General features: G+C 36.2%; 25 protein-coding genes and 2 pseudogenes. 4 read left to right on the top strand and 23 right to left on the bottom strand.

Going from position 1 to position 22,108, the window contains the following annotated elements; all coding sequences use genetic code 11:
* Positions 1 to 794: 794 nt before the first annotated feature.
* The 10 genes from AC2TDL_RS19000 to AC2TDL_RS19045 all read right to left on the bottom strand — a co-directional run bounded on the left by AC2TDL_RS19000 (position 795) and on the right by AC2TDL_RS19045 (position 8,561).
* On the bottom strand, positions 795 to 1,100 hold the full coding sequence (locus tag AC2TDL_RS19000; protein ID WP_484697626.1) for a DUF3889 domain-containing protein: 306 nt from the start codon (positions 1,098 to 1,100) through the stop codon (positions 795 to 797).
* Between the two features lie 154 nt (positions 1,101 to 1,254).
* Positions 1,255 to 1,653: a hypothetical protein gene (locus tag AC2TDL_RS19005; protein WP_484697627.1), complete on the bottom strand. Its 399-nt coding sequence runs from the start codon at positions 1,651 to 1,653 to the stop codon at positions 1,255 to 1,257.
* A gap of 350 nt (positions 1,654 to 2,003) precedes the next feature.
* Positions 2,004 to 2,654 (bottom strand): SMI1/KNR4 family protein, encoded by a 651-nt coding sequence (locus AC2TDL_RS19010; RefSeq protein ID WP_484697628.1) that lies wholly within the window; start codon positions 2,652 to 2,654, stop codon positions 2,004 to 2,006.
* Between the two features lie 260 nt (positions 2,655 to 2,914).
* Positions 2,915 to 3,700 (bottom strand): SDR family oxidoreductase, encoded by a 786-nt coding sequence (locus AC2TDL_RS19015; protein ID WP_484697629.1) that lies wholly within the window; start codon positions 3,698 to 3,700, stop codon positions 2,915 to 2,917.
* A 269-nt stretch (positions 3,701 to 3,969) separates the two neighbouring features.
* Positions 3,970 to 4,923, bottom strand: coding sequence for a hypothetical protein (locus AC2TDL_RS19020; RefSeq protein WP_484697630.1), 954 nt, complete (start codon positions 4,921 to 4,923; stop codon positions 3,970 to 3,972).
* Positions 4,920 to 5,477, bottom strand: a complete 558-nt coding sequence (locus tag AC2TDL_RS19025; RefSeq protein WP_484697631.1) for an RNA polymerase sigma factor — start codon at positions 5,475 to 5,477, stop codon at positions 4,920 to 4,922. Before AC2TDL_RS19025 ends, AC2TDL_RS19020 begins: the two co-directional genes overlap by 4 nt.
* A 162-nt stretch (positions 5,478 to 5,639) precedes the next feature.
* A complete protein-coding gene (locus AC2TDL_RS19030; RefSeq protein WP_484697632.1) occupies positions 5,640 to 5,774 on the bottom strand; it encodes a hypothetical protein in 135 nt (44 codons plus the stop codon).
* A gap of 114 nt (positions 5,775 to 5,888) precedes the next feature.
* Entirely contained in the window at positions 5,889 to 6,455 is a 567-nt protein-coding gene (locus tag AC2TDL_RS19035; protein ID WP_484697633.1) for a hypothetical protein, read from the bottom strand.
* Between the two features lie 304 nt (positions 6,456 to 6,759).
* Entirely contained in the window at positions 6,760 to 7,794 is a 1,035-nt protein-coding gene (locus AC2TDL_RS19040) for a 2,3-butanediol dehydrogenase (protein WP_484701296.1), read from the bottom strand.
* 134 nt (positions 7,795 to 7,928) lie between these two features.
* The gene (locus AC2TDL_RS19045) at positions 7,929 to 8,561 is read right to left on the bottom strand and encodes a LysE/ArgO family amino acid transporter (protein WP_484701298.1); all 633 of its coding nucleotides are present in this window, start codon (positions 8,559 to 8,561) and stop codon (positions 7,929 to 7,931) included.
* A 142-nt stretch (positions 8,562 to 8,703) separates the two neighbouring features.
* Here AC2TDL_RS19045 and AC2TDL_RS19050 point away from each other — a divergent pair, with 142 nt between their 5' ends.
* On the top strand, positions 8,704 to 10,158 hold the full coding sequence (locus AC2TDL_RS19050) for an aminotransferase-like domain-containing protein (RefSeq protein WP_484697634.1): 1,455 nt from the start codon (positions 8,704 to 8,706) through the stop codon (positions 10,156 to 10,158).
* A 538-nt stretch (positions 10,159 to 10,696) separates the two neighbouring features.
* On the opposite strand, the pseudogene AC2TDL_RS19055 reads toward AC2TDL_RS19050, so the two are convergent.
* From AC2TDL_RS19055 to AC2TDL_RS19105, 11 genes and pseudogenes are all read right to left on the bottom strand, one after another.
* Positions 10,697 to 11,251: pseudogene (locus tag AC2TDL_RS19055) on the bottom strand (NADPH-dependent FMN reductase).
* Between the two features lie 18 nt (positions 11,252 to 11,269).
* On the bottom strand, positions 11,270 to 11,689 hold the full coding sequence (locus AC2TDL_RS19060; protein WP_484697635.1) for a MarR family winged helix-turn-helix transcriptional regulator: 420 nt from the start codon (positions 11,687 to 11,689) through the stop codon (positions 11,270 to 11,272).
* A 246-nt stretch (positions 11,690 to 11,935) separates the two neighbouring features.
* A complete protein-coding gene (locus AC2TDL_RS19065; RefSeq protein WP_484697636.1) occupies positions 11,936 to 12,244 on the bottom strand; it encodes a hypothetical protein in 309 nt (102 codons plus the stop codon).
* Between the two features lie 200 nt (positions 12,245 to 12,444).
* Positions 12,445 to 13,176 (bottom strand): SGNH/GDSL hydrolase family protein, encoded by a 732-nt coding sequence (locus AC2TDL_RS19070; RefSeq protein WP_484697637.1) that lies wholly within the window; start codon positions 13,174 to 13,176, stop codon positions 12,445 to 12,447.
* 162 nt (positions 13,177 to 13,338) lie between these two features.
* Positions 13,339 to 13,731 carry a hypothetical protein gene (locus AC2TDL_RS19075; protein ID WP_484697638.1) on the bottom strand — a complete coding sequence of 131 codons (393 nt, stop codon included), beginning with the start codon at positions 13,729 to 13,731 and terminating at the stop codon, positions 13,339 to 13,341.
* Between the two features lie 48 nt (positions 13,732 to 13,779).
* Positions 13,780 to 14,739, bottom strand: coding sequence for an IS30 family transposase (locus tag AC2TDL_RS19080; protein ID WP_340834498.1), 960 nt, complete (start codon positions 14,737 to 14,739; stop codon positions 13,780 to 13,782).
* 243 nt (positions 14,740 to 14,982) lie between these two features.
* Positions 14,983 to 15,468: a DUF6933 domain-containing protein gene (locus tag AC2TDL_RS19085; protein ID WP_484697639.1), complete on the bottom strand. Its 486-nt coding sequence runs from the start codon at positions 15,466 to 15,468 to the stop codon at positions 14,983 to 14,985.
* A 348-nt stretch (positions 15,469 to 15,816) separates the two neighbouring features.
* On the bottom strand, positions 15,817 to 15,978 hold the full coding sequence (locus AC2TDL_RS19090; protein WP_484697640.1) for a hypothetical protein: 162 nt from the start codon (positions 15,976 to 15,978) through the stop codon (positions 15,817 to 15,819).
* Between the two features lie 80 nt (positions 15,979 to 16,058).
* Positions 16,059 to 16,385, bottom strand: coding sequence for a hypothetical protein (locus AC2TDL_RS19095; RefSeq protein ID WP_484697641.1), 327 nt, complete (start codon positions 16,383 to 16,385; stop codon positions 16,059 to 16,061).
* 603 nt (positions 16,386 to 16,988) lie between these two features.
* Positions 16,989 to 17,675, bottom strand: coding sequence for a metal-dependent hydrolase (locus AC2TDL_RS19100; RefSeq protein WP_484697642.1), 687 nt, complete (start codon positions 17,673 to 17,675; stop codon positions 16,989 to 16,991).
* A gap of 215 nt (positions 17,676 to 17,890) precedes the next feature.
* On the bottom strand, positions 17,891 to 18,037 hold the full coding sequence (locus AC2TDL_RS19105; protein WP_484697643.1) for a YfhD family protein: 147 nt from the start codon (positions 18,035 to 18,037) through the stop codon (positions 17,891 to 17,893).
* A gap of 224 nt (positions 18,038 to 18,261) precedes the next feature.
* Between AC2TDL_RS19105 and AC2TDL_RS19110 the strand changes: the two genes are divergently transcribed.
* The gene (locus AC2TDL_RS19110) at positions 18,262 to 18,600 is read left to right on the top strand and encodes a L,D-transpeptidase (RefSeq protein ID WP_484697644.1); all 339 of its coding nucleotides are present in this window, start codon (positions 18,262 to 18,264) and stop codon (positions 18,598 to 18,600) included.
* An 86-nt stretch (positions 18,601 to 18,686) separates the two neighbouring features.
* Here the strand turns inward: AC2TDL_RS19110 and AC2TDL_RS19115 are convergent, their stop codons facing one another.
* Positions 18,687 to 19,667: an aldo/keto reductase gene (locus AC2TDL_RS19115; protein ID WP_484697645.1), complete on the bottom strand. Its 981-nt coding sequence runs from the start codon at positions 19,665 to 19,667 to the stop codon at positions 18,687 to 18,689.
* A gap of 252 nt (positions 19,668 to 19,919) precedes the next feature.
* Between AC2TDL_RS19115 and AC2TDL_RS19120 the strand changes: the two genes are divergently transcribed.
* Both AC2TDL_RS19120 and AC2TDL_RS19125 read left to right on the top strand, forming a co-directional pair.
* Positions 19,920 to 20,609: a helix-turn-helix domain-containing protein gene (locus tag AC2TDL_RS19120; RefSeq protein ID WP_484696083.1), complete on the top strand. Its 690-nt coding sequence runs from the start codon at positions 19,920 to 19,922 to the stop codon at positions 20,607 to 20,609.
* 20 nt (positions 20,610 to 20,629) lie between these two features.
* Positions 20,630 to 21,499: pseudogene (locus tag AC2TDL_RS19125) on the top strand (IS3 family transposase); the annotation flags it as partial.
* Between the two features lie 163 nt (positions 21,500 to 21,662).
* On the opposite strand, the gene AC2TDL_RS19130 reads toward AC2TDL_RS19125, so the two are convergent.
* Positions 21,663 to 22,082 carry a universal stress protein gene (locus tag AC2TDL_RS19130; RefSeq protein WP_484697646.1) on the bottom strand — a complete coding sequence of 140 codons (420 nt, stop codon included), beginning with the start codon at positions 22,080 to 22,082 and terminating at the stop codon, positions 21,663 to 21,665.
* Positions 22,083 to 22,108: the final 26 nt, after the last annotated feature.

Below are 22,108 nucleotides of genomic sequence, written 5' to 3' on the forward strand. Positions count from 1 at the left end.
ATACTTTGATGATAGTCAAACATTGATAGTATGACCGTGTAGCAACATTATGTTTGATAAATTAATTCTATTGAATTGAAGGATCGATTGAACTTAAAGCAATCGGTTCTTTTTTTATTCGCTAATAACAACGTAAATATAATTATGTAAACTAATGCTAGATAAATATTTTAATTTTAAAAAGGGGGGTAAATTTACCAAAAAACACCAATTAGTTCTTATCTGATTGAATTAGAGCCTTATTAGCGACTCTTAGAAAAGAAACACCTACAAAACGATGACATATTCTTTGTGTAAAGGTTTTCATTGTTTTGGTGCAGAATAAGTTAATGAACCGTGTAATAAAATCAAATAATTGAAATGTGCAGATTTAATTAATATATGTAGATTCATAAGAATTGAAATCTAATTAAGCAATTTGATATCTAAGACAAGAAGTTAATTAAAGTTGATTAAACTAATGCAGCTAAACCGATTAAATTGTATAAGTTATGCAGCAAAATGAAATTAATATTTAAGACAGACAATAATAAATTTGAAGTAACCAAGTAATCCAAGTAATCGAATTTGGATAGCAACCAGACAGTTAAAATCGAAGTCCTTTTTAGATCTGCATTACTACTTCACAAAACTCGTATTTTGTACATATGTATATATGATGATAAACACCTTTATCTAACTGAATATTGATATGCTTCACTGAATTTTTAGCTTGTTTTTTATTTAAGTAAAAACCTCCACTAATTATAAGTGAAGGCTAAAATATAGTTGATGTTTGCTTAATGAGCAGGATTTTAATGTTCAGTTTCAGTAAACTGGATCGAATGGATAATTTCAGTTGACGGTTCAAATTGGATGACTACCAACACTCCAAACTCTTTACCTGTCTTACTCCTAATCCAAAGTTTAAATTTTTCCTCAGACATGTTTGAGGTTAGATTAGACCGTCCGATATGCTTATAGTCAATAATTTCTGCATTATATCTTTCTTTTGTTTTTTCTACTGCAATTTTCCCCCATTTTGCGTATGTAGGAGCAGCCTCTACTGATACTGTGAAGGAACATAATAAAATTAAAAGGGTTATCAGCAATTTTTTCATTGTAACCGTCCACCTGGTGACTTTTTCATTAATATACCCTATATTATCAAAATTTATCATATGTAATCTTACTATCAGCAAGATTTAATAATCACTAAACTATTAGTATACAACAAGTGCTAATTAAGCGAGGCATCAATCAGTTTATTTTCCGCTACATTAAATCTATATAATCTAATCCTTCAAAACCATCATGCTCTGCGCCAATCCACTGAAAACTTACACTAAGCTGGTCATTATCTTCCCAGTTCAAAAATCTAAAGTATGGGTCGGGACGAGCTTCGTTTACCGTTGTTTCAGCATTTAAAAAATTACGCACCTGTTCAATAGATGGCAAGGTGATCTTTTCCTTACTGACAGTATCTACGACAAACGTTTCTCCAGAAATTCTTGATTCCGTATATACTGCCACATATCTATTGTTAGGAGACCATACGAAGGAATGTGTATAGTAACCAGGGGACATTGACCATAACACTTGTTCTGACTCAATTTCCACCAATCGAATACCTTCAGCAGCATATAGTCCGCCTGCAGTAGAGTCATTTAACACTCCATATGTTTCAATACGATAGACTCCGTCAGACGATATTGCGGAAGCATGGTCAACATGCGCCTCGACGACAACTTCTTCTATATTCTCATCTTCTACGCTACTCTCTTCTTCTAGCTTGTCAGGAAGAAGTTTATTCTCCTCTGATGATATTTTTTTAGTATTAAGCTGGTCAGTTTCGATCTCCTGCTCGGTTTCTGTATATTCATGTCTTGTTATTTCTTCTTGTTGATATGCATTGGTACATGCTAAGCAAAGGACTAATGTAATTAAGATTACGAGGGTAAGTATTTTTTTGGCATATATATCTCCATATCAAATACGAATTCATTTATTTTAATGAATATATTTTATATCTTTAGTTTTAATAATTCTCTAAATTCTATTGCCTGATCACAATCTGGATGTAATCCACTATATTTATCTGATGTAAAGGGTACCCATTGCCAGTCCTCAGAACCAACAAATGCTAATCTTGACCAATGATCTAGAAATTCCATAAAGTTCTTTCCTATAACATAACCGTGTCCCTCTCCATCATCATGGCTTAAATACACTACAGGAGGATCTGCATCCCCATTTAAGTCAAACGCAATATAATCGCCATTTCCTACTTCTAAAAATGCTAATTTATTGTGCCATACTTTATCATAATAATCTAAAGGGTTAGAAAAAACACTTTTAACCCAATCTTCCTTGCCAGCATCAATTTCAAGTATACGTGATAAACTCCAGTAAGGTCTGCCGCTGAAAATGCCTTCAAATTTACCCGGCAAACTAAAGCCATCAGGCAAAAACCAGCGAAAGCTAAATTGTGAAGAAAACTGAAGCAATACTTTTTTAAAGCTGACAGGAAGTTCGTAACGAAGCTGATTTTCAATAATTAATATTTCCTTTGGAGAAGCAGGCGGATCAATAATTAGCTCTTGAACTTCTCCGCCTATTTCATGAATTCTATTTGAAATTATTTGAAGTCGTTCTTTAAATAATGAATAGTCCATATGTTCCTCCAATAGTCTGATATGCTTATTTATATTAGCCTCCATTCCAGTAAAATTTATAAAGTAAATTCATGTTAACGCTTACTCATAACAATACATTCTATACATTCTATTTTTTATTTAAAATCCCTTCTTTTACAAGGTTTGTCGTAAAAAAAAGGAACCTCATTTTAATGGGGTTCCTACAATATGTATTTTACTACCCAATGTGGCAATTCAATAACGGCAGAAGAAAGAGAAAATTTGATTTGGTTCAATCATTATAATAATGTTTCTGCACCGTCAATATAAATCTCTGTTCCCGTAATATGACTTGAATTATTAGAAGCTAAAAATGCTACCAAGTCAGCAACTTGCTCAGGTGAGCCAGGTTTATGTTCAAGCGGCTGGCTTCCTTCTGGATACTGTACAGGTATTTTTATTTTCTCAACTTCAGGCTGTGTAAACGTATTTTCACCGATATTTGTTTCAATAGCCCCTGGGCAAATTACATTTACTCTTATTTTATAGCGAGCAAGTTCTAACGCAGCCATTTTAGCAAATGCAACTTGTCCTGCTTTTGAGGCGCTATATGCTGACATGCCAAATCCTGAGAATTTGCGATTGCCGTTAATAGAACTTGTAACAATCACACTTCCACCTTTTTTCTTCATATGTGGAATGGCATATTTTAAAGTGAGAAATGTACTTTTCAAATTAGTGGTTAACGTTTCATCCCATTGCTCGGCAGTCAAATCCTCGATCGGTGCAACTGTACCATTAATCCCTGCATTTGCGAAAATAATATCAATTGTACCGAAGTGCCGGATGGTTTGCTGTATTGCTGACTCTACACGCTTAGGGTTTGCTACGTCTGTATCTACAAAAATGCTTTCGCCTCCTAGCTTTTTAATTTGTGCTAAAGTTGCTTCTGCACGATCATCTATTAAATCGACTAAAACAACTTTACAGCCTTCCTTTGCTAATTTAATTGCTGCAGCTTGTCCAATTCCTGATGCAGCACCTGTAATAAAGGCAACCTTATTTTTTAGACTATCGTATGTCATCTAATTTCCTCCAATTTTTACGATATCTTTATCAGATTGGCCCATTTCATTAAATCTTATGCTAATCTAAATATTTAAGTAAAAAAGCGTTATAGGTACAAACTTGGCTAGCTAATTTGCTTCAATGAGTTAACTTTACTTGTTAAAAACATCACAATCGACCAGTTAGGGTTTGCGTCGATACGTTTAAGCTAGTTCATGAATTTCATCGGCTTCTTGGTATTTACTTATGATCCAATCTGCCGCATCTTTGAGGCTAGCCGCTATTTTCATCTAGCCTCGTTAATCTCTTTTACCTCAATTTTCTTTTCGTTAAAATGATACGTTACAGCAACATTCTTTATAATCGCAGTGTCCTCATAGGAAAGCGAGCTTTCAAACAACAACGTATCACTGTCAGTCCATTCGATATTATTGATGTAGCTGTAATTCTCGTGATCAGTTCGTATCCAAGTATCTAATTTTTGCTCTGCTCCAAACTTTACTCTTGCGGATTCGACTAATTCCGGGCTAATTATCTCGTTCATAACATCATAAATTACAACGAATTCACTTTTATTTGAGCATGTTACTATAGCAATTCGTTTACGATCCGGAGAAGGAATCATTTTCGTAATATACATGGATGGTTCAGAAAAGCTAAAATCGGCCTCAAGCACATCATCTTTTATTTTCCAAAGAACATTATGACTTCCATAATCTGAGTAATTGTTAAACATCGTAAAGACGCTACTACCGTCAGCTAATTTTACAAGATAAGGACTGTTATACGTTTGGGAAAGAATATCTACAGCAAAGGCAGCTGCATCAGCTATTTTCTCATTTTCACTGTTTACAAACGGCTTAATTTCTTTTAGCGCTTTTTCTCTTAAACTTTGATCGTTAAAAGTTTCAATTAGCCGATTAATTGCGATATAAATATGTTCATTATTATTGCTTTTTAAGGCGTTAAAGAATTTATTTGCATCGAATTGAGTATCTGGTTGCAGTTCCATACTTTCAGCAGTTAAATAACGGATATAGGGCTCAGAATTCTGGTTGCTCATATAATTTTTTGCTAATAAAGCAGTAGCGGTTGAGCTGTACAGAACTAGACAAGCAACTAATATAGCCCACTTTTTAGAAGACATTTTCTTTTTCTTCTCCATGCCACTTTCCCCGGCGGCAATGATTAAGTTTTCGTCAATTAATCCGATCTCCTTATACAGATCTTCTCTTTTCATACATTAACCCCCTCTTTAGTTAAATAGTCTTTAAGCTTGTTTCTTGTTCGGAATAAGATGGATTTTACTTTATTATTGCGCATATTAAATCTTACACAGAGTTCAGCTATAGAATCTGAATACCAATACCTGCGGATAAATAAATTTCTAGTTTGCTCATCTAAAGTGTATAGAAATTGATTAATTAAGTTAGCTACTTCACCTGCTTCATAAGCTGTTTCTACGGTTTCAAAAGAAGATAAACAGCCTTCCAGTTCTGTTAAAATGATCTCGAACTCACGATTACGCTTTTTCGCAGAATTATAGGCATGCTTATCCAGCGCAATATTACGTGTAATTCTGCCAAGAAAAACTGCAAGTCTTTGGGGCAAATTTGGCGGTATTGCATTCCATGCTGCTAAATAAGTGTCATTCTCACATTCTTCAACATCGGAATTATTGGAGAGGATATTTCTTGCAATCGCTCTGCAATATGCCCCGTATTTAGCCCTTGTCTCTGAAATGGCTTGCTGAGAGCGTTGCAAATACAAGTGAAGAATTTGATGGTCTTCCATTTCCTATTCTCCTTTTGTCACAAAACTTTTTTGGATGATTTATGGTACACCTATATAGTAGGAAAATCGAATTGCAGGTTGCATGTCGAAATGAATTATTTTCAAAAAAATATCCTAGCATATAAGAGATAGTAAGCATCTTATATACTAGGACTGGGTAGCCTATTTTCCTAATTTGAGTTTAGTAAGTTCTTCTGCATATGTATAGTGATTAGCCTTCTGTCCTCTATCTTCAGATTGAGTAAAGCTGCAAATTGCTTCTAAATCTTCTTGATGAAGCTCTCTATGGCTGAACATATCACAATCACCTTTGTGCTTTGGAATATCATGTTATCTTAATTTATCGACTGCATTAGAATTTCCTCTAAATTTTAAAAAACTGCTTAACATTATCATTGTTATAAAGAATCTTCAATCAAACCATTCGCTGATTTTTTTTGTTTTTGTAAAGCCTAAATATTTATAATGAATTGTTACTTCTTGAATTGGCTCTTTGTCGTATCGGATGGCAATACCGTAAAAGATTGGAGTTGGCTGCTTGCTGTGGTCTAAGTTTGCCATTACTTCTTTAATCTGCTGCGGGGTAAGTTGTTGTTTGATCGCAATTTCATTTAACTCAATAAATTTAGTATTGGGGTAGGTGTCTTCACCAAAGTATTGGACTAAGTGAGTAGAATCATAGGTAACTCCAAGCTTAGCAAAATCTGGCTTCATTCCGTAATTGACCGTTACGTCCTTAATTTCTATGTCGAAAAGACTTTCATTGATCAATTCTATTGTATAAACCGTGTGTCCATCGTTTGGATCTGAATAGATCGTCGCCCCATAGCTAGTCAGTGGATCTGTTCTGAAGTACCATAATGCTGCAGAGCTAATCGCTGCTAATAGCAAACATATAATAGCTATTAATGTAAATCTTTTTCTAGTTAATCGTTGAATCACAGGCCTTCGCCCTCTCTTTTCTATTATTCGCACCATTAACTTGAACAAGCATTATTTAACAGGAATGTATGATCATTGACTTCTTAACCCATTTTCTCTGCTCTCTATATAACGAAAAAAGTTTAGATAATGTTTCGATTAGAAGATACATCCAGAAAACTTAATAGTAAAAGCCTATACGCCCAATAACTACTAATTAGACGCATAGGCATTCAAAGTGAAAATTATTTATAAATCCATGTCTGCTTCAGTACAAACATTGCTAAAGTGCGCACATCAACCAATTTAGCTAGGAATTTTAGCTAGAAACAAATGTGCAGACTTCAGTCAATCATTACATTTAAGGTTTTACCAAGATTTTTGCTTGCTTAACATCATTCATTAGTTGGTGAAAACCTTCTTCAACAATATCATCAAGGGCTATCTTTTTGGTTATGACTTGCTTAACATCTAATTGTCCCGTAGAGATCATATCAATAACTTCAGGGAAAACATGTCGATATGCGAGTGTGGACGTTATATCAGCAGCCTTAAACATGACTTGTCCCATATCTACACTAACGGGTTTTGTATAAACGGCAATCGCCATTACTTGACCGCCTTGTCTTACTGAAGCAACTGCATTTGTCATCGTAGCTTGTACTCCAGCGCACTCATAAGCGACACTAACGCCGCCATTTGTTAATTGAAGTATTGTTGCAACAATATCTTCTCGATGACCATCAATTATCGTTGTAGCCCCTAATTCACTTGCTTTTTTAAGTCTTTCTTCAGATAAATCAACGACAATAATTTTTGTCGCGCCTGCTGCTTTTGCTGCTAACAATGCTAGCAGTCCTATTGGACCAGCGCCAAAAATAGCTACAGAGTCACCTGGTTTTAGTTTACTTTCTCTTACAGCATAAAATGAAACTGCTGCTGGTTCGACTAATGCAGCTTCTTCAAAGCTTACATTTTCAGGGATTAAATGTATCATATTTTCATCAACAATTGTATATTCAGCAAAGCCGCCATCTCGGTTTAAACCTACAAAACCTACTTTGCTGCATTGATTATAATAGCCTCGTTTACAAGCAAAACATTCTCCACAATAAATTAGCGGTTCAATCGCAACTCTGTCTCCAATTTTGAATTTAGTCACCTTATCGCCGATTTCAACAATGGTTCCTGAAAATTCGTGGCCAAGCGTTAATGGCGGTTTTTGTCCTGTTAATGGATGCGCTTCCATGGATAAACCGTGCGAAAAAGCATGAAGATCACTTCCGCAAATTCCAGCCCACTCAACTTTTACTTTAACTTGATTAGATAATGCGCTGGGGGCTGCTATTTCCTCGACACGTAAATCTTTAGCGTTATGTAACACTGCTGCTTTCATTTTTTTCATAAACTATCGCATCCCTTCTTTTATGTGTTTATAACTATAGTATAACAAGATAATACGATGAAAGGAATTATGGACAGTTAAAAGTTAACGCAAGTAGATTTGTAAGTTTATAGCTTTTTATTGCTTTATTTAACGATTACATCAGCTAGCAATTCCCATAATGATATGCTCATATAGATTGCAAGAAGCCAAATAATGAGCGCTGATACCTTGTTTAGATTTGAAATAATCTTACCCTTTGCATCAAACTTTACTACCTTGCGACCAATGTACGCTAAGCTAAAAAACCAAATCCATGAGACGAGGATAATGCTGATTGTAAATATCCACTTCTCTGCCCCGCTATAATTTAATGAGTTAATGCCAATGACACCGATTGTATCAAGAATCGCATGAGGATTCATTAAGGAGACAGAAAGGGCAAACAGTATCTGCTTTTTTGCATCGCTTTTTTGCTGCGGTGTGCTTTCATTAGGAGCACTCTTCCAGATTACCCATCCCATATAAATTAAAAAGAAAAATCCGAAGCCGTAAAGTACGAGTTTTAGCCAAGAATAAGTTAATACAACCAATGACACACCTAATACAGCGGCCGAAATCAAAATTGTATCACAAATAGATGCCGTGATAATAGCAGGCAGTGCTCTATAATAAGTAGGTTGATTTGCCCCTTGATTAAAAATAAATAAGTTTTGTACCCCTAGTGGAAGAATAAGTCCAAAACCTAAAAGTAAACCATGAATAAATATTTCTAGCATCATTGTTTTCTCCTTTCCTGTAACGAACACTATCTAGTATAGTTTGTTCTCGAAATTCGTCTCCAACCAAATGGATGACTATAAAACCAACCAAATGTTATACTAGACTAGCGAGACTGATTGAAAAGGAGAGCAACCTAATATGGATTGGCAGCCTGACTTCTCATCCAACACGCCACTTTATATTCAAATTAAAGACTTTATTAAGCAAAAGATTTCACTTGGCGAATGGGCTGTAGGAACCAAAATTCCGTCACAGCGCGCATTGGCTAAGCTTTTTAATGTGAATCGAAGTACGGTTGTACATGGCTTAAGTGAATTAATCGCTGAGGGACTGCTTGAAGGAAATACAAAAGGTGGAACTAAAGTCATTAATAACTCCTGGAACTTGCTCGCTGCGACTCCTCCGCCCGATTGGAGCACTTATGTGGAGGCAGGCAGCTATTATCCAAATCAGCCTGCTATCCAGCATATCAACCAAGCTGAATTTCAAGCTGGGATTATTCGACTTGGCACGGGTGAGCTATCACCTGATTTGCTTCCCTCTGGGCAGATGCAGTTAATTTTAAATAGATTTTCATCTAATTCATTTTCATTAGGCTATGAAGAGCCGCAAGGGAATCGGTATTTGCGCGAACAAGTTGTAAAATATTTAAGCAGCTTTGGTATGCATACCTCACCTTCAAATATTTTAATTGTTTCTGGCGCACTTCAAGGATTACAGCTTATTTCAATGGGATTACTTCAAAGAGGTGCTTCTATTTTATTAGAGAAGCCATCTTATTTATATTCCGTACATGTTTTTCAATCTAACGCTATAAAGATGATAGGTGTACCAATGGACAAAAACGGTATCCAGGCAAATTTAATAAGGCGATACAAAAGAGGCTATAACGCATCATTGCTTTATACGATACCTTCTTTTCATAATCCAACAGGCTGTCTTATGACAGAGACTAGGCGCCAAGAACTTATGAAGGCTTGTACAGATGAAGGGCTCCCAATAATTGAAGACGATGTTTATCGCGAGCTTTGGCTTGATAATCCCCCTCCCTTGCCTCTTAAAGCAAATGATCCCAATGCTTTAGTTCTCTACTTAGGGAGCTTATCCAAATCTTTAAGTCCAGGATTAAGAATTGGTTGGGTAGTCGCACCTGAACCTGTGATTGAGCGCTTAGCAGATATAAAGATGCAATTTGATTACGGTTCAAGCTCGCTATCGCAATGGGCGGCGGCTGAATGGCTGGCAAGTGGCTTCTATCAGAAACATGTAGTTTATATTAGAGAACAGCTTAAGAAACGAAGAGATCTAACCGTTCAACTGCTAGAGCATTACTTTGCGGGAATTGCCACATGGACTGTTCCTTCAGGTGGTTTTTACATTTGGCTCCAACTAACAGGAGATATACAAATGCAAATATTAATAGAGCGTGCCTACAAAGAAGGGATTTTATTAAATCCTGGCTCTATTTACGATAGAAATGCAGGAAGGTTATTACGTATTTCCTACGCATATGCTAAACCTGATGAACTAGAGTGGAGTATACGTAAACTAGCAGATTTAGTTAAACAGCTCAGTTTATCCGCAACGAAATAATGATGGAGATTCCTTTTTGCTTGAAATTAAAAGGCTAACTTACAATGAACGACGGTTGTAAGTTAGCCAGGACATAATCTAGCGATATTAAAGTAAGTAAATCCATAAATTGATAGTAATGCTTAAAAGAACTGACTCAAGCTTTATTAGGTTTACTCATATTTAAAGTAAATTCCATCTTCATTGCTATCTATGTATAATGGAGCTTCTTTAATAATCCATTCATCGCTTTTTTCAACAAAAAATTGAATGCCACCGATCGATTTAATGATTGCAGGATCAATAGGATCGGCACTAACGTTTATTCCAACAGAAAACGCATCTTTTCCGCCACCAACGTATTTAGCATAAATTCGTACATATTGTCCTTCCTTTACATCCCACTAGCTTTTAAAGGTATGGAGTGCTTCGTCTGAGACTGTAAAAGCCATCAATTTTCATCTCCTCTAGCAAATTAGACTTTTTTAGCAACAATAAATGATCATCGTACAGCTCATGCCGAACTAGACGATGATCATATAAACAGACTAATCTTATTTTATTTTAGTGCTTCTAAAAACTTCTCGATTTGCTGATCAAGTTGTTCTTTATCCTCAGCTGATAATGTAAATACTCCAGTTTGAAAAGCTTCCATGCTTAAAGCTATACCAGTTCTTACTTCCAATGGATTCATAGCCATACGAGTTAATAAACCATTCAATTCCTCTAGCACGTATGCTGCTTTTGAACTTCCCGCTGCACCACTAATTGCTACTAATTTGTCTTTTACAAATTCAGGAGCGCCGTATACACCTTGCTCAACAGGACGTGATATCCAGTCTAACATATTTTTCAATGGACCAGGAATACTACCATTATACTCTGGCGTTACAATCCAAAGAGCTTCAGCTTTTTTTTATTCTTCGCGAATTGCAGCTACAGACTCTGGTGCAGGAAATTCGATATCTTGATTTATAAAAGGTAAATTAGAAATATTAAGCTCTGTTACAGAATAGCCTTTAGCTTCAAGTTTTTCTTTTACATACTCTACAATCGTTTGATTAAATGAGTTTTTACGTAATGATCCATTAACAATTGCAATAGTTTTTGTCATGATGCTTACCTTCTTCTGTTATTTTATTTTTTTTAGTAATTTACCAAACATCAGCAATTCTTCATCCGAAAAGTCCTCGTAAATTTTTAGAATCATTTCTTGATGTATTGGTAAATAATCTTCTGTTTTTTTTCTCCCTTTAGGAAGCAGCCCAATTACACTGGTTCGTTTGTCAGTCTCAGAGGAATGACGATAAATCCATTGTTTATCAATCATGTTTTTAATTACAACGGTCATATTCCCTTTCGTTGCACATAATTGATTCATTACCTCAGTAATACTTAACTCACCTTGTGTGTATAGGAGCTCTAGAATATTGAACTGTAAAGGTGTAAGTCCGGATTTACTTAGCGCTGAACTTAATGCAAGCTGTACTTTCCTATGACTTAAGCGATATAATTTCATTGTCTCTAATACATTGGTTAGATTCTGATTCATTTTTATATTATACCCCTGTATTTAAATCACAATGTATAAGTTAATTATCTACCATAAAGTTCCTATACAGTGCATCCATATCTTTACTAATCTCGTTCATCAATATAAGACAGTTCTGTACTAGCTAGTACTAATACAGTTTAGTTTTAATTAGTACTTTTGTCAAATATGTTTCTCCATTAGTTTGTAAACGAGTTGTTCTTGGTAATTAAAGATTATGTAATATGCTCCTAAGTCTTTTTCAAGCTAGTTATTTTTTTCATATAGTTCCTTAGCTTTTTTGATTAACTTAGTATAATCAAGCTTTTGAAGATTCCATAATAAAAAAATTAAACCAACAGATAATAAAATTACTCCCACCCATTTATTAATATTAATATACTGTTCCATAACTAAAAGATACTGGGTAGAGTCAATACTTCCTCCTGCTTTCGTTATTAAATAAATATCTGCAGACTCTTTTCCCCAAGCTACAGAATTTATTAGAAAGTTAGTGCCTACTATAGCTAATACGGCAGAGATAATGGCAATAATGATAGAACTAATATTTTTCACAATTACAACCTTCTTTCTCTTATTTTTTCAATAAAGAAAAAAATGATTCATTTAGTTTATATTACCATTTTATTGGTTGACATAGTTAAAATAAAAAAGCTAGTTCAAGTTCATTTTCGAACATTAAACCAGCCAGTTAACTGCAATTATTAATTTATATAATAAACCAAAAAAATATATGCTCTGCAGATGTCTGCAATTTATTTCGCAAGCTCATAACCTTCATAATGGGAAGGCATTATTTGTCTAAATTGCTCCGACACCGTTTTATATATTAGCTTATAGCCTGCTTCGTTTGGATGAATGCCGTCCTCACACATTAAATTCTCATATTGAGGTTTTAGAAGAAATGCTGAGCGAATATCAATTAATGGTACGTCTAATTTACTAGCTAACAATGTAACCTTTAGATTGTAGAGCTCTTGCCAACGATATATTTTATTTATATCTCCGCCCAACCACGCTTTGATGTTTTCTTTATTAAGATTTTTTGACAACCAAGCAAAGTACTTATCTGGTACAAGTGGCGGCAAAGTTAACATAATCGGCTGACAATTACGTGCACGAATTTTTTCGATCATCTCTGTATACTTATGCTGAAAAAGTGGAATAGGCGTGTTACATTCGTGATCAATGTTAGGATTTTCTGAAATTTCTTTCCAGTTATAATCACAATCATTACCGCCAAATTCTAATAACACATGCTGAAATTGTTTTACTTTATCGATTTGACGATCCAAAACAGATAATCCCTTTGTAATTGTGCTTCCCATCATACTGAAGTTTTCAATAGATATTTTTCGTTTGCTTAAACCAATTAATTGATTTAAATCTATTTTTATCGTACGATACCGTTTTGATTCTGGGTGTAACAATATTCCTTTTCCTATTGAATCTCCAAAAATTCCAATGTTTAAACTAGTGCTCAGCATTTTATTTCCCCCTGCTCCGTACAATCTCTTATCTTTATTATAGACCTTTCCGGAACAAATACGTAGGTGATAAGTGTCATAAGTTTATGGTGACACTTATGACAAAATGCTGAGCTCTAAATTTTTATCGATATTTTAAGCCGTACCACTGTGAATATAATTTTACGTTGCATTTATCCAATACCAGTTTTTGTCAAACCGTTTGATTTCGATTAACTTACTGAATAGTGTTTCATCAGGAGCTTTTTCATTAGTTGTATAAAGAAATCCAGCATAATTATCAACTACTCCTCGATAAGTAAAGAAGAGAATATACTTATCTTGTCCACTATCTTTTACTACCACTTCTCCTCCGCCCCTTGATAAATGTTCAAATTCCTCGGACAAATGGATTAACTCAGAATTGTGTGAAACGTTTGGTGATAATTCTCCTTGCAAAATTAAGGATACTACTTTATCTCGTTCAGATTTGTTAAGCTCATAATCAAGATTGATTATTAACGCAGTAAAAGGTAAAAAGCAAACGATAATTAAAGTTGTAAGAACGATGATCAATGGAGTTACGTTTCTTGTTCGTTTCTTTGATTTACTAAAGATAGATTGTCAAGCTAAGTGCGACAACTCGTCCATAATCGCTTCGTGAGAAGTTTTCCAACCTAGACATTTACGTGGTCTATGGTTGATTAAATCTAAAGCACATTCAAGTTCAGCTTGATCTATCGTGTTTAAGTCGAACTTCTTAGGAAAGAATTCTCTGAGAAGCCCATTGGCATTTTCGTTACTGCCTCTTTGCCAAGATGAATAAGGATCAGCAAAGTAAACCATCAAGCCGTGTTCTTCTAACAATGCTTGATGGCAAGCGAATTCCTTCCCACGGTCAACGGTAGCTGTAAACATAGGTAAAGCAAGTTCTTCTAAAGCCGTAGCAACAGCTTTCTCCATAGACAAGGCTGAACGGTCAGGCATTTTTACAGCGTAGTAATAGCGTGTTTTTCGTTCGACAAAGGTAGCCAAGCAGCCTTTACTTTTACCACGGCTAGAAACGACAGTATCAAGCTCCCAATGACCAAAGGTTTCACGTTGCTTCACTTCTTTTGGACGTTGCCTGATGGATAATCCAAGATTAAAGCGACCTCTGCTTTCACGAGGCTTTCTACGCTTTCCCTTGTGTCGCAAGAAGATGGTGTTTCCTTGGACGAGCTTCCCCTGGTAAATCCAGCGATAGATGGTCTTAAAGGATACCGCGTGCTCAGGATCGTCTTGTTTCATTCGACCTTCAATTTGTTCTGGAGACCATGTTGCAGCCAGAGTTTGAGTAAGGTAATGTGCTCTGTCTTTGTTCCACTTTCCTTTTGGTTTACTTTGCATCCGCTTGTGCTGATAATCGGCTTGTGCGTCGCTAGCCTCATAAGTAGAAGAGTGGTTATTCATGCGTTGTATTTCACGAGAAACCGTAGAATGGTGGCGCTTGATCTGCTGTGCAATGGCTCTTGCACTCCATCCTAAATGTAATAATGTTTCTATTTTTGTACGCTCGTTTATGGTAAGATGTGTATAGCTCATGACGAGTTCTCCTTGTAGGTGGTGTCTGGTAACTTCATTCTACACGAATTCGTCATGAGTTATTTTTTTAGGTGTCGCACTTCATATTACAATCTTTCATCTGAAAATAACATGTATACTTTTATACAGCCCATATCCTAAAAGAAATCCTAGACTGTTTAAGATGATATCATCATAGTATCCAATCTCCATGACGATCAAAGTCAATACTTATTCATTTATGTAATCTAAACCTCTGGTAACTTATTGAGAATAACGATTAGTAATTAATTCTCTGAATAATTCAATCGGTTCGATATAATGTGGCTTATATATCATGGTGTTTAACCATGTGTTCAACGCAAATGGATGATCAAATTCAACCATATGACTATAATGTGTCATTTCAGTCATCGTACCTAATACACTTCTGTCATTTGTTTTTCCGATAACGATTTCACCAGCTTCAAGGAAATACTGATCAATTTGACTTTTCTTTAGACCTTCATATAGTAAATATTCTTTCGCTTGTGCTTTAAATTGTTCTTGCAGCTTCTCAAGTTGAGAGGTTCTTATCCCTTCAACCACTATGCTTAACCGACTATAATCATTTACAAAAATGATATATTTCTTTCTTAATTGCAATATGTTTGCATGCCAACTAAATAAAGGATCCACCTCACTTAATTGCTCTGCCTTTGTTACTTTCATGTCCTTTAACAGTTTCTGAGTAAATTTAAGTGCAAGCATGTTCTGTTCTCCTTTTTCTGTCTCATTGTATGTTCCTGATTATGAATCCTTACGCGATATTTCTGCAATTAACTCACAATATTATCTATTGCTCGAGTGCTTTTTATTGATGGCAGTCATTTCGAGCTTGAGCGAGTTCTTCATGAGAATATTGCAGAGGACTTTGATTCCATACATGCTCTAAAATAGCTAAGCCAACGTTAACTGCTTGCAGTCTTTTTTTTCACTAAAGTAGTATTTGCTTTGATTTGTGTCATAATGCAAATGATAAACACCCACTTCAGATATAGTTGCTCTTTAGTGGGTGTCATGATGAGTAAGCTAATATTAGCATTCTATTTATTCTAGTTATAACTTATTTTTATTCTCTTCTGTTAACAGCTTTTCTGCTGTTTCGTTTAACTGATTTAAGGATGATTGAATTTTATCCATTTTCTTTAATGCAGCGTACTGGTTGCTTAATAAAGCAATTACAGCAGCGACGCCAATAATAAATAATAGTAAATCCATTTTACACTCCTTATATGCTCCAACAACATAAAGAATTTCTTTAGGTTGATCGCAGCGCTTATTTATTGCTTACTGTTTTTTTAGATCAATAAATTAATGATTAAGATTGCATTGACTATAAAAGCTAGTATAACGAAACATGCAAAAAATGTTAAGACAATAACAGGGTTAATTCCTTTTTCTAAATAGTTGCTTTCTGCATTTCCTCTAGTAACAATATAATATAGAATAACTAAAAGTAATTGACTGTATAGCAAGGAAGAATCAATGCTTGTATTGTAAATTAGATCTCCAATGATAAGTAAGAAAGCAAGTAATCCAATTGGAAATGCCGCATAATCAAACTTTTTATAAAATAGAATTGAACCAATTTTCATATCACATTCCTCCAAAATCTTAATATCCACCAATGTCTCCCGTAAATAACCGAACTGTTCATACGCTATTAGATTAGGTTTTGTTGCAAAGTCTATCCTATCCTATCCTCTTGCAGCAATTGCTTGCTTCTCTATTTGCCCTTTTGCAAATAGAGTAATCCAAATCTATGCATATTCCGCTATTTTATTTGTAGACCGAATCCGCCAATAAGAAGGTAGCTTACTTTTAGACTTATTATTTCTATAATATTCCAGAACAATATTTTCCAAGCTACAAGGTATCGAACAGGCTTTTTATGCGTCAAATAGAGTTAATGCTGTTATCGATATATTTTCGCTTTTTGGATGTCTTCTGATGTGAACAGAGGCGGGCTTACTAAGACCAGATTTACTTAAAGCTTGACTATACATATTTTGTACAGAGCCTCTATAAAGAGGTTGGATTAAATTTTTAGCAATTAAACAACTAAACTCAACAGAATGTTTTTGAATAGAAAGTACAATTATCCAGAAAAACTATCAATTCTTCTTTATCATTCGACTCATTTATTGATAATCCCTCCTTATTTTACAATTTAATGTACGATAAACAGAGAAAAAAGAGCTGGCAATGATTAGCCAACTCTCCTATGCTTATATTTCAACAGACTCTCCTGGTGCCAAGTTGTGACCAATTTGCCCTTGCTCGTTTAATGCTTGAACAAAGCTCTTACCATCTTGAACAATTGGCGGGAATGTATTGTAATGGATTGGGATTACTTGTTTAGCTTTCGTCCATGATGCAGCAAGCAATGCTTCTTTCGGACCCATTGTGAAATGATCCCCAATTGGAATCGCAACGATATCAATATTATGCAATTCACCAATTAATTTAATATCTGAAAATAAAGCAGTATCTCCCATATGATAGAGCACTTTATCGCCAACAGTTAATATGACGCCCTGCGGTTGTCCTGCATAATAGGCTACACCGTCAATCGTATATGATGAGCTATGGAAAGCAGGCACTAGCTTAATTGATATATTCTCATCAAATTTGTATGTACCGCCAGTATTCATGCCAACAGTTTGTGCTCCTGAGCGTGAAATAAGATCCGCTAGCTCAACAACTGCAATGATTGGGCAAGAATTCGCTAAAGCTACGGCTGGCGCGTCATTCGTATGATCCTGATGACCATGAGTTAACACAATAAGATCTGCTTTTAATTGGTCTGCAGGAATAGCGGCTAAAGGATTGCCTGTTAAAAACGGATCAATAACGATACGTTTACCGGCTCCTTCCACTAATAAACCAGCATGACCTAAGTATGTAATTTTCATATTCCTCAACCTTCCTTCGATTGATTACTAATTAAAGTTTTCTCGTTAATATAAATACTCTAAAAAAGCTCAAATACCTCCATTCAAATGTAAATGAGCACGCTTAACAGGTGAAACTAGAAGCGTGCTCATCAATAATATTTAACGTCATTAACAAAAAACTCTTTTTATAAATTTAGTTCTTCCTTTATTTAGATTCTGCTATTTAGATTCTGCTATTTAGATTCTGCTCGACGATCTGCTTTTTCTGCTCTTTCAAGCGCTTCTAGATCATCTTCATCCGCAAGTTCTCTAGAAAATTCTACATCCTCAGCTTTAGCGATTGGTAATTTCTTATTAGATTGTTTTTCTTTTTCTGTCACCTAGTTCACCTCGCCTTCTTAATCAATAATGTTTTAACATCCCCATAATTTCCTAAATTCATTCACAGGATTGCTTACTAAAAGCATTCCAAGCGTAATGTAAAGATAAGTTATTGAAATCATCTTTGAAGAAGCCATAAGGAAAGAAAAACCAAAAATAACTAGTTCTTTGCCCACTCTTCTCCTCACTTAGCCACATATAATTGCTTAAAGGAGTGAGAATAATGGCAAACTACTCAATTATCGTTGATTTATCTGATCGCATGCTATATTTGTTGGATAATCATATTGTGGTCAGAGGCTTTCCTGTAGGAATCGGGAGGATGCTTAGCCAAACTCCTGTAGGGGAATTTACGATTATTAATAAACAGCGCAATCCTGGAGGTCCTTATGGGGCATTTTGGCTCGGCTTATCGAAGCCGCATTACGGGATTCATGGAACAAATAACCCCGCTTCTATTGGACATCAAGTCTCTCAAGGCTGTATTCGAATGTATAATGAGGATGTATTACAGCTCGCCGCCCTTGTACCAGTTGGCACCAAAGTTACAATTCGCCCTTAATAGGGACAAAACTAAAACTAGCCCATACTTTAGTAGGCTTTCACCATACAGCATGGGCTAATGTTTTAGTTAATTATCCGGCATATTTACAGTGCTCCTACAACCTTATGTGGAACATACGGTTCTTCAAGCGCTTTGATTTCTTCCTCACTAAGTTTGAACTGAAGTGAACCGACACATTCTTCAAGCTGTGCTATACTGGTTACCCCGATAATTGGGGCAGTGACCCCTTCCTTCTGTAATAACCAAGCGAGGGAAACATGTGATCTTGGTACACCATGACGCTGGGCAATGGTTGACACGACGTCAGCGATCAATTTATCACTTTCTTTAGTTGCATCGTATTTATTTTTTTGCGCTTGATCTGTTTCTGAACGCAAAGTAGTTGCGTTCCATTCGCGTGCTAATCTGCCTGATGCAAGAGGACTGTAAGGAATAACGCCGATTTTTTCTTCCTTACATAACGGCATCATTTCTCGTTCTTCTTCACGATAGATTAAATTCATATGATTTTGCATGGAAACAAAGCGAGTCCAACCATGCTTTTCTGCAACAAATAACGCTTTTTGAAACTGCCATGCGTACATCGCTGAAGCACCTATGTATCTCACTTTTCCTGCTTTCACTATATCATGCAGCGCCTCCATCGTTTCTTCTATTGGTGTATGATAGTCCCAACGATGTATTTGATATAAGTCGATATAATCTGTACCTAATCTTTTTAAGCTATTATCTACCTCATGTAAAATAGCTTTACGAGAAAGTCCGCCTCCATTTGGTCCTTCCTTCATGTTAAAAAATACTTTTGTTGCAATTACAACATCATAACGATTTGTAAAGTCTTTTAGTGCTCGACCTACGATTTCTTCACTTACTCCAGTTGAATAAATGTTTGCTGTATCGAAGAAGTTAATCCCTAGATCAAGCGCCTTTTTAATAATTGGGCGACTTTGCTCTTCATTTAGCAGCCACTGATGATTCCATCTCGTTACATCGCCAAAGCTCATGCAGCCTAGACAAATTCGTGAAACATCTAGCCCTGTATTTCCGAGTTTAACATATTCCATCCTTAGCCCACCCTTTCACTAATTATTCCTAGACAGTTACCAAATACTTGTAGCTGAAACTTATCATAGCTTCTTTCCTCTCTTCAATCAACTCTAAGTTAATTATTATCAAAATAATTAACCCTATTAATTTTCTCTCTAAATTCGAGGTCAATTGGATAAATAAAAAAGGCTAATCCTTTCTGATATGCTCCCCTCAAAGTAGACACCTGAAATAACAAAAATCAGGACTACTTTTGAGGGGAGTTTTCTATGAGTAGAAAAGGAAAAGGAATTAGCTATGAACTAAAATTAGAGGCAGTAGAAAAATATCTCCGTGGACAAGGAAGTCTACGAAGTATTGCACGTGAATACGGAATCGGGAAAACTACTTTTCGGCAGTGGATCGCGAATTATGAATCCATGGGTCCATCAGGACTTCTCACTACGAATACAAACAAACGATATATTGCAGGGTTGAAAACCGCAGCGGTCCAAGCATATCTTCGTGGAGAAGGAAGTCTGGAGGAGATTTGCAAGAAATTTAAAATCCGTAGTAGAACACAGCTTCGCAACTGGATCACGTTGTATAATAATGGTCATATAGATCGATGGGAAAAAAGCCAAGGGAGAGGGTTCTATATGACCAAGGGACGAGCTACCACATTGGACGAGCGAATCGAAATGGTAAGCTTCTGCTTAGCTAAAGGCAAAGACTATGGCTTAACCATGGAGAAGTACAACGTATCCTATCAACAGATTTATAGCTGGGTACGTAAATACGAAGAACGAGGTGTAGATGGACTCATTGACAGGCGGGGGAAACGTAAAACGCTAGACGAAATGAGTGAAGTCGAACGGTTACAGGCAGAGAATAAAATGCTTAGAGCCGAAATCGAACGAAAGGAAATGGAGAATGCGATCTTAAAAAAGCTTCAGGAAATCGAAAGGAGGCGGTACTAAGCGGAGTACGCCAGGAAAAGCTTTACCTAGTTGTAAAAGAGCTTCATGAACAAGAAGGATATCCGATCGCAAAGATTTGCGAGTTCCTGGACTTAAACAGATCATCCTACTACAAATGGCTACGCCGCGAAAAAAGTGCTCGGGAGCGAGAGAATGAAGACTTGCTCCACAAGCTTGGGGCTATCTACGCAGAAGTTTATGGGATATATGGATATAGGCGACTGACAGATGAACTGAACGCAAGGTACGAGACCCAGTACAACTACAAGCGAATTTACCGCCTGACTCAGCTAGCTGGCATCAAAGCGGTGATCCGGAGAAAGCGTCCACATTACCAGCGTTTCACACCAGAGGTTACGGCAGAAAACATATTGAATCGAGACTTTACGGCTGAGAAACTAAATGAGAAATGGTTAGCTGATGTCACAGAATTCAAGTATGGCAATAACGAAAAATTGTATTTAAGTGCGATTCTCGATCTGAAGGATAACAGCATTATCTCCTTTGCCATGGGCAAGAGCAATAATAACCGACTAGTATTCGACACCTTTGACTTAGCCGTATCCAGATACCCTGATGCACGCCCCATCTTTCATAGCGACAGGGGATTTCAGTATACCAGCAAACAATTTAAAGCCAGATTAGACAAGGCGGGGATGGCGCAGAGCATGTCGCGTGTAGGTCGTTGTATCGATAACGGCCCAATGGAAGGGTTCTGGGGCATCCTCAAATGTGAGATGTACTACCTGAACGGACATTTTGAGAATTACGAAAGCCTTGCTAAGGCAATTGAGGACTACATACACTTTTACAATTACAAGCGTAGACAGAAAAGGTTAAACAAGCTGCCTCCGATGACCTACCGTCAGCAGCTTGAAAATGCAGCATAAAAATGGACCCCGTAATTAACGGAGTCCAGACATTACGATTTTTGTTATTTCTACTGTCTACTTGACAGGGAGCAGTTCATTCCTTGTACGCTGAAAGAATTAGCCTTAAATGGTTCACAAAAATATAATATATAGCTCTAATTAATAGGAGTCATCGGTGAAATCATTTTACGACCAGCACTGGGCAATTTGCACGTTTTACGACTTTATGACTAACACTGCCAAGCACCATTTCTTGCAATGTATTTAAACCGCGACTGCCAATAATTACGAGATCAATGTCATTTTGATTAGCAAATTGAACAACGGTAGGCGCTGGCTCACCATGTAAAATATGCACGTAATATTGTAAATTGTTCTGCTTAAGCAGCGTTTCGATAGGCTCCAATCGTTTGCGGCGTACCGCTTGAAGCTGTTCTCCAAAGCCGACCTGAAGCAGCTCACTTTTTGCTTTATCAATATCTGCAACAAGTACAACCTCAATGCTGCAATCTGGCAGCATTGAAGCAAGGTAAACTCCATGCTGGGTAGCCCGTAAGCTATGCTCTGAGCCATCAACTGCCAACATAATACGCTTATACATCCCTTTTCCTCCCCAAGAACCAACCT

The sequence above is a fragment of the Paenibacillus sp. plas6 genome, from assembly GCF_057221655.1.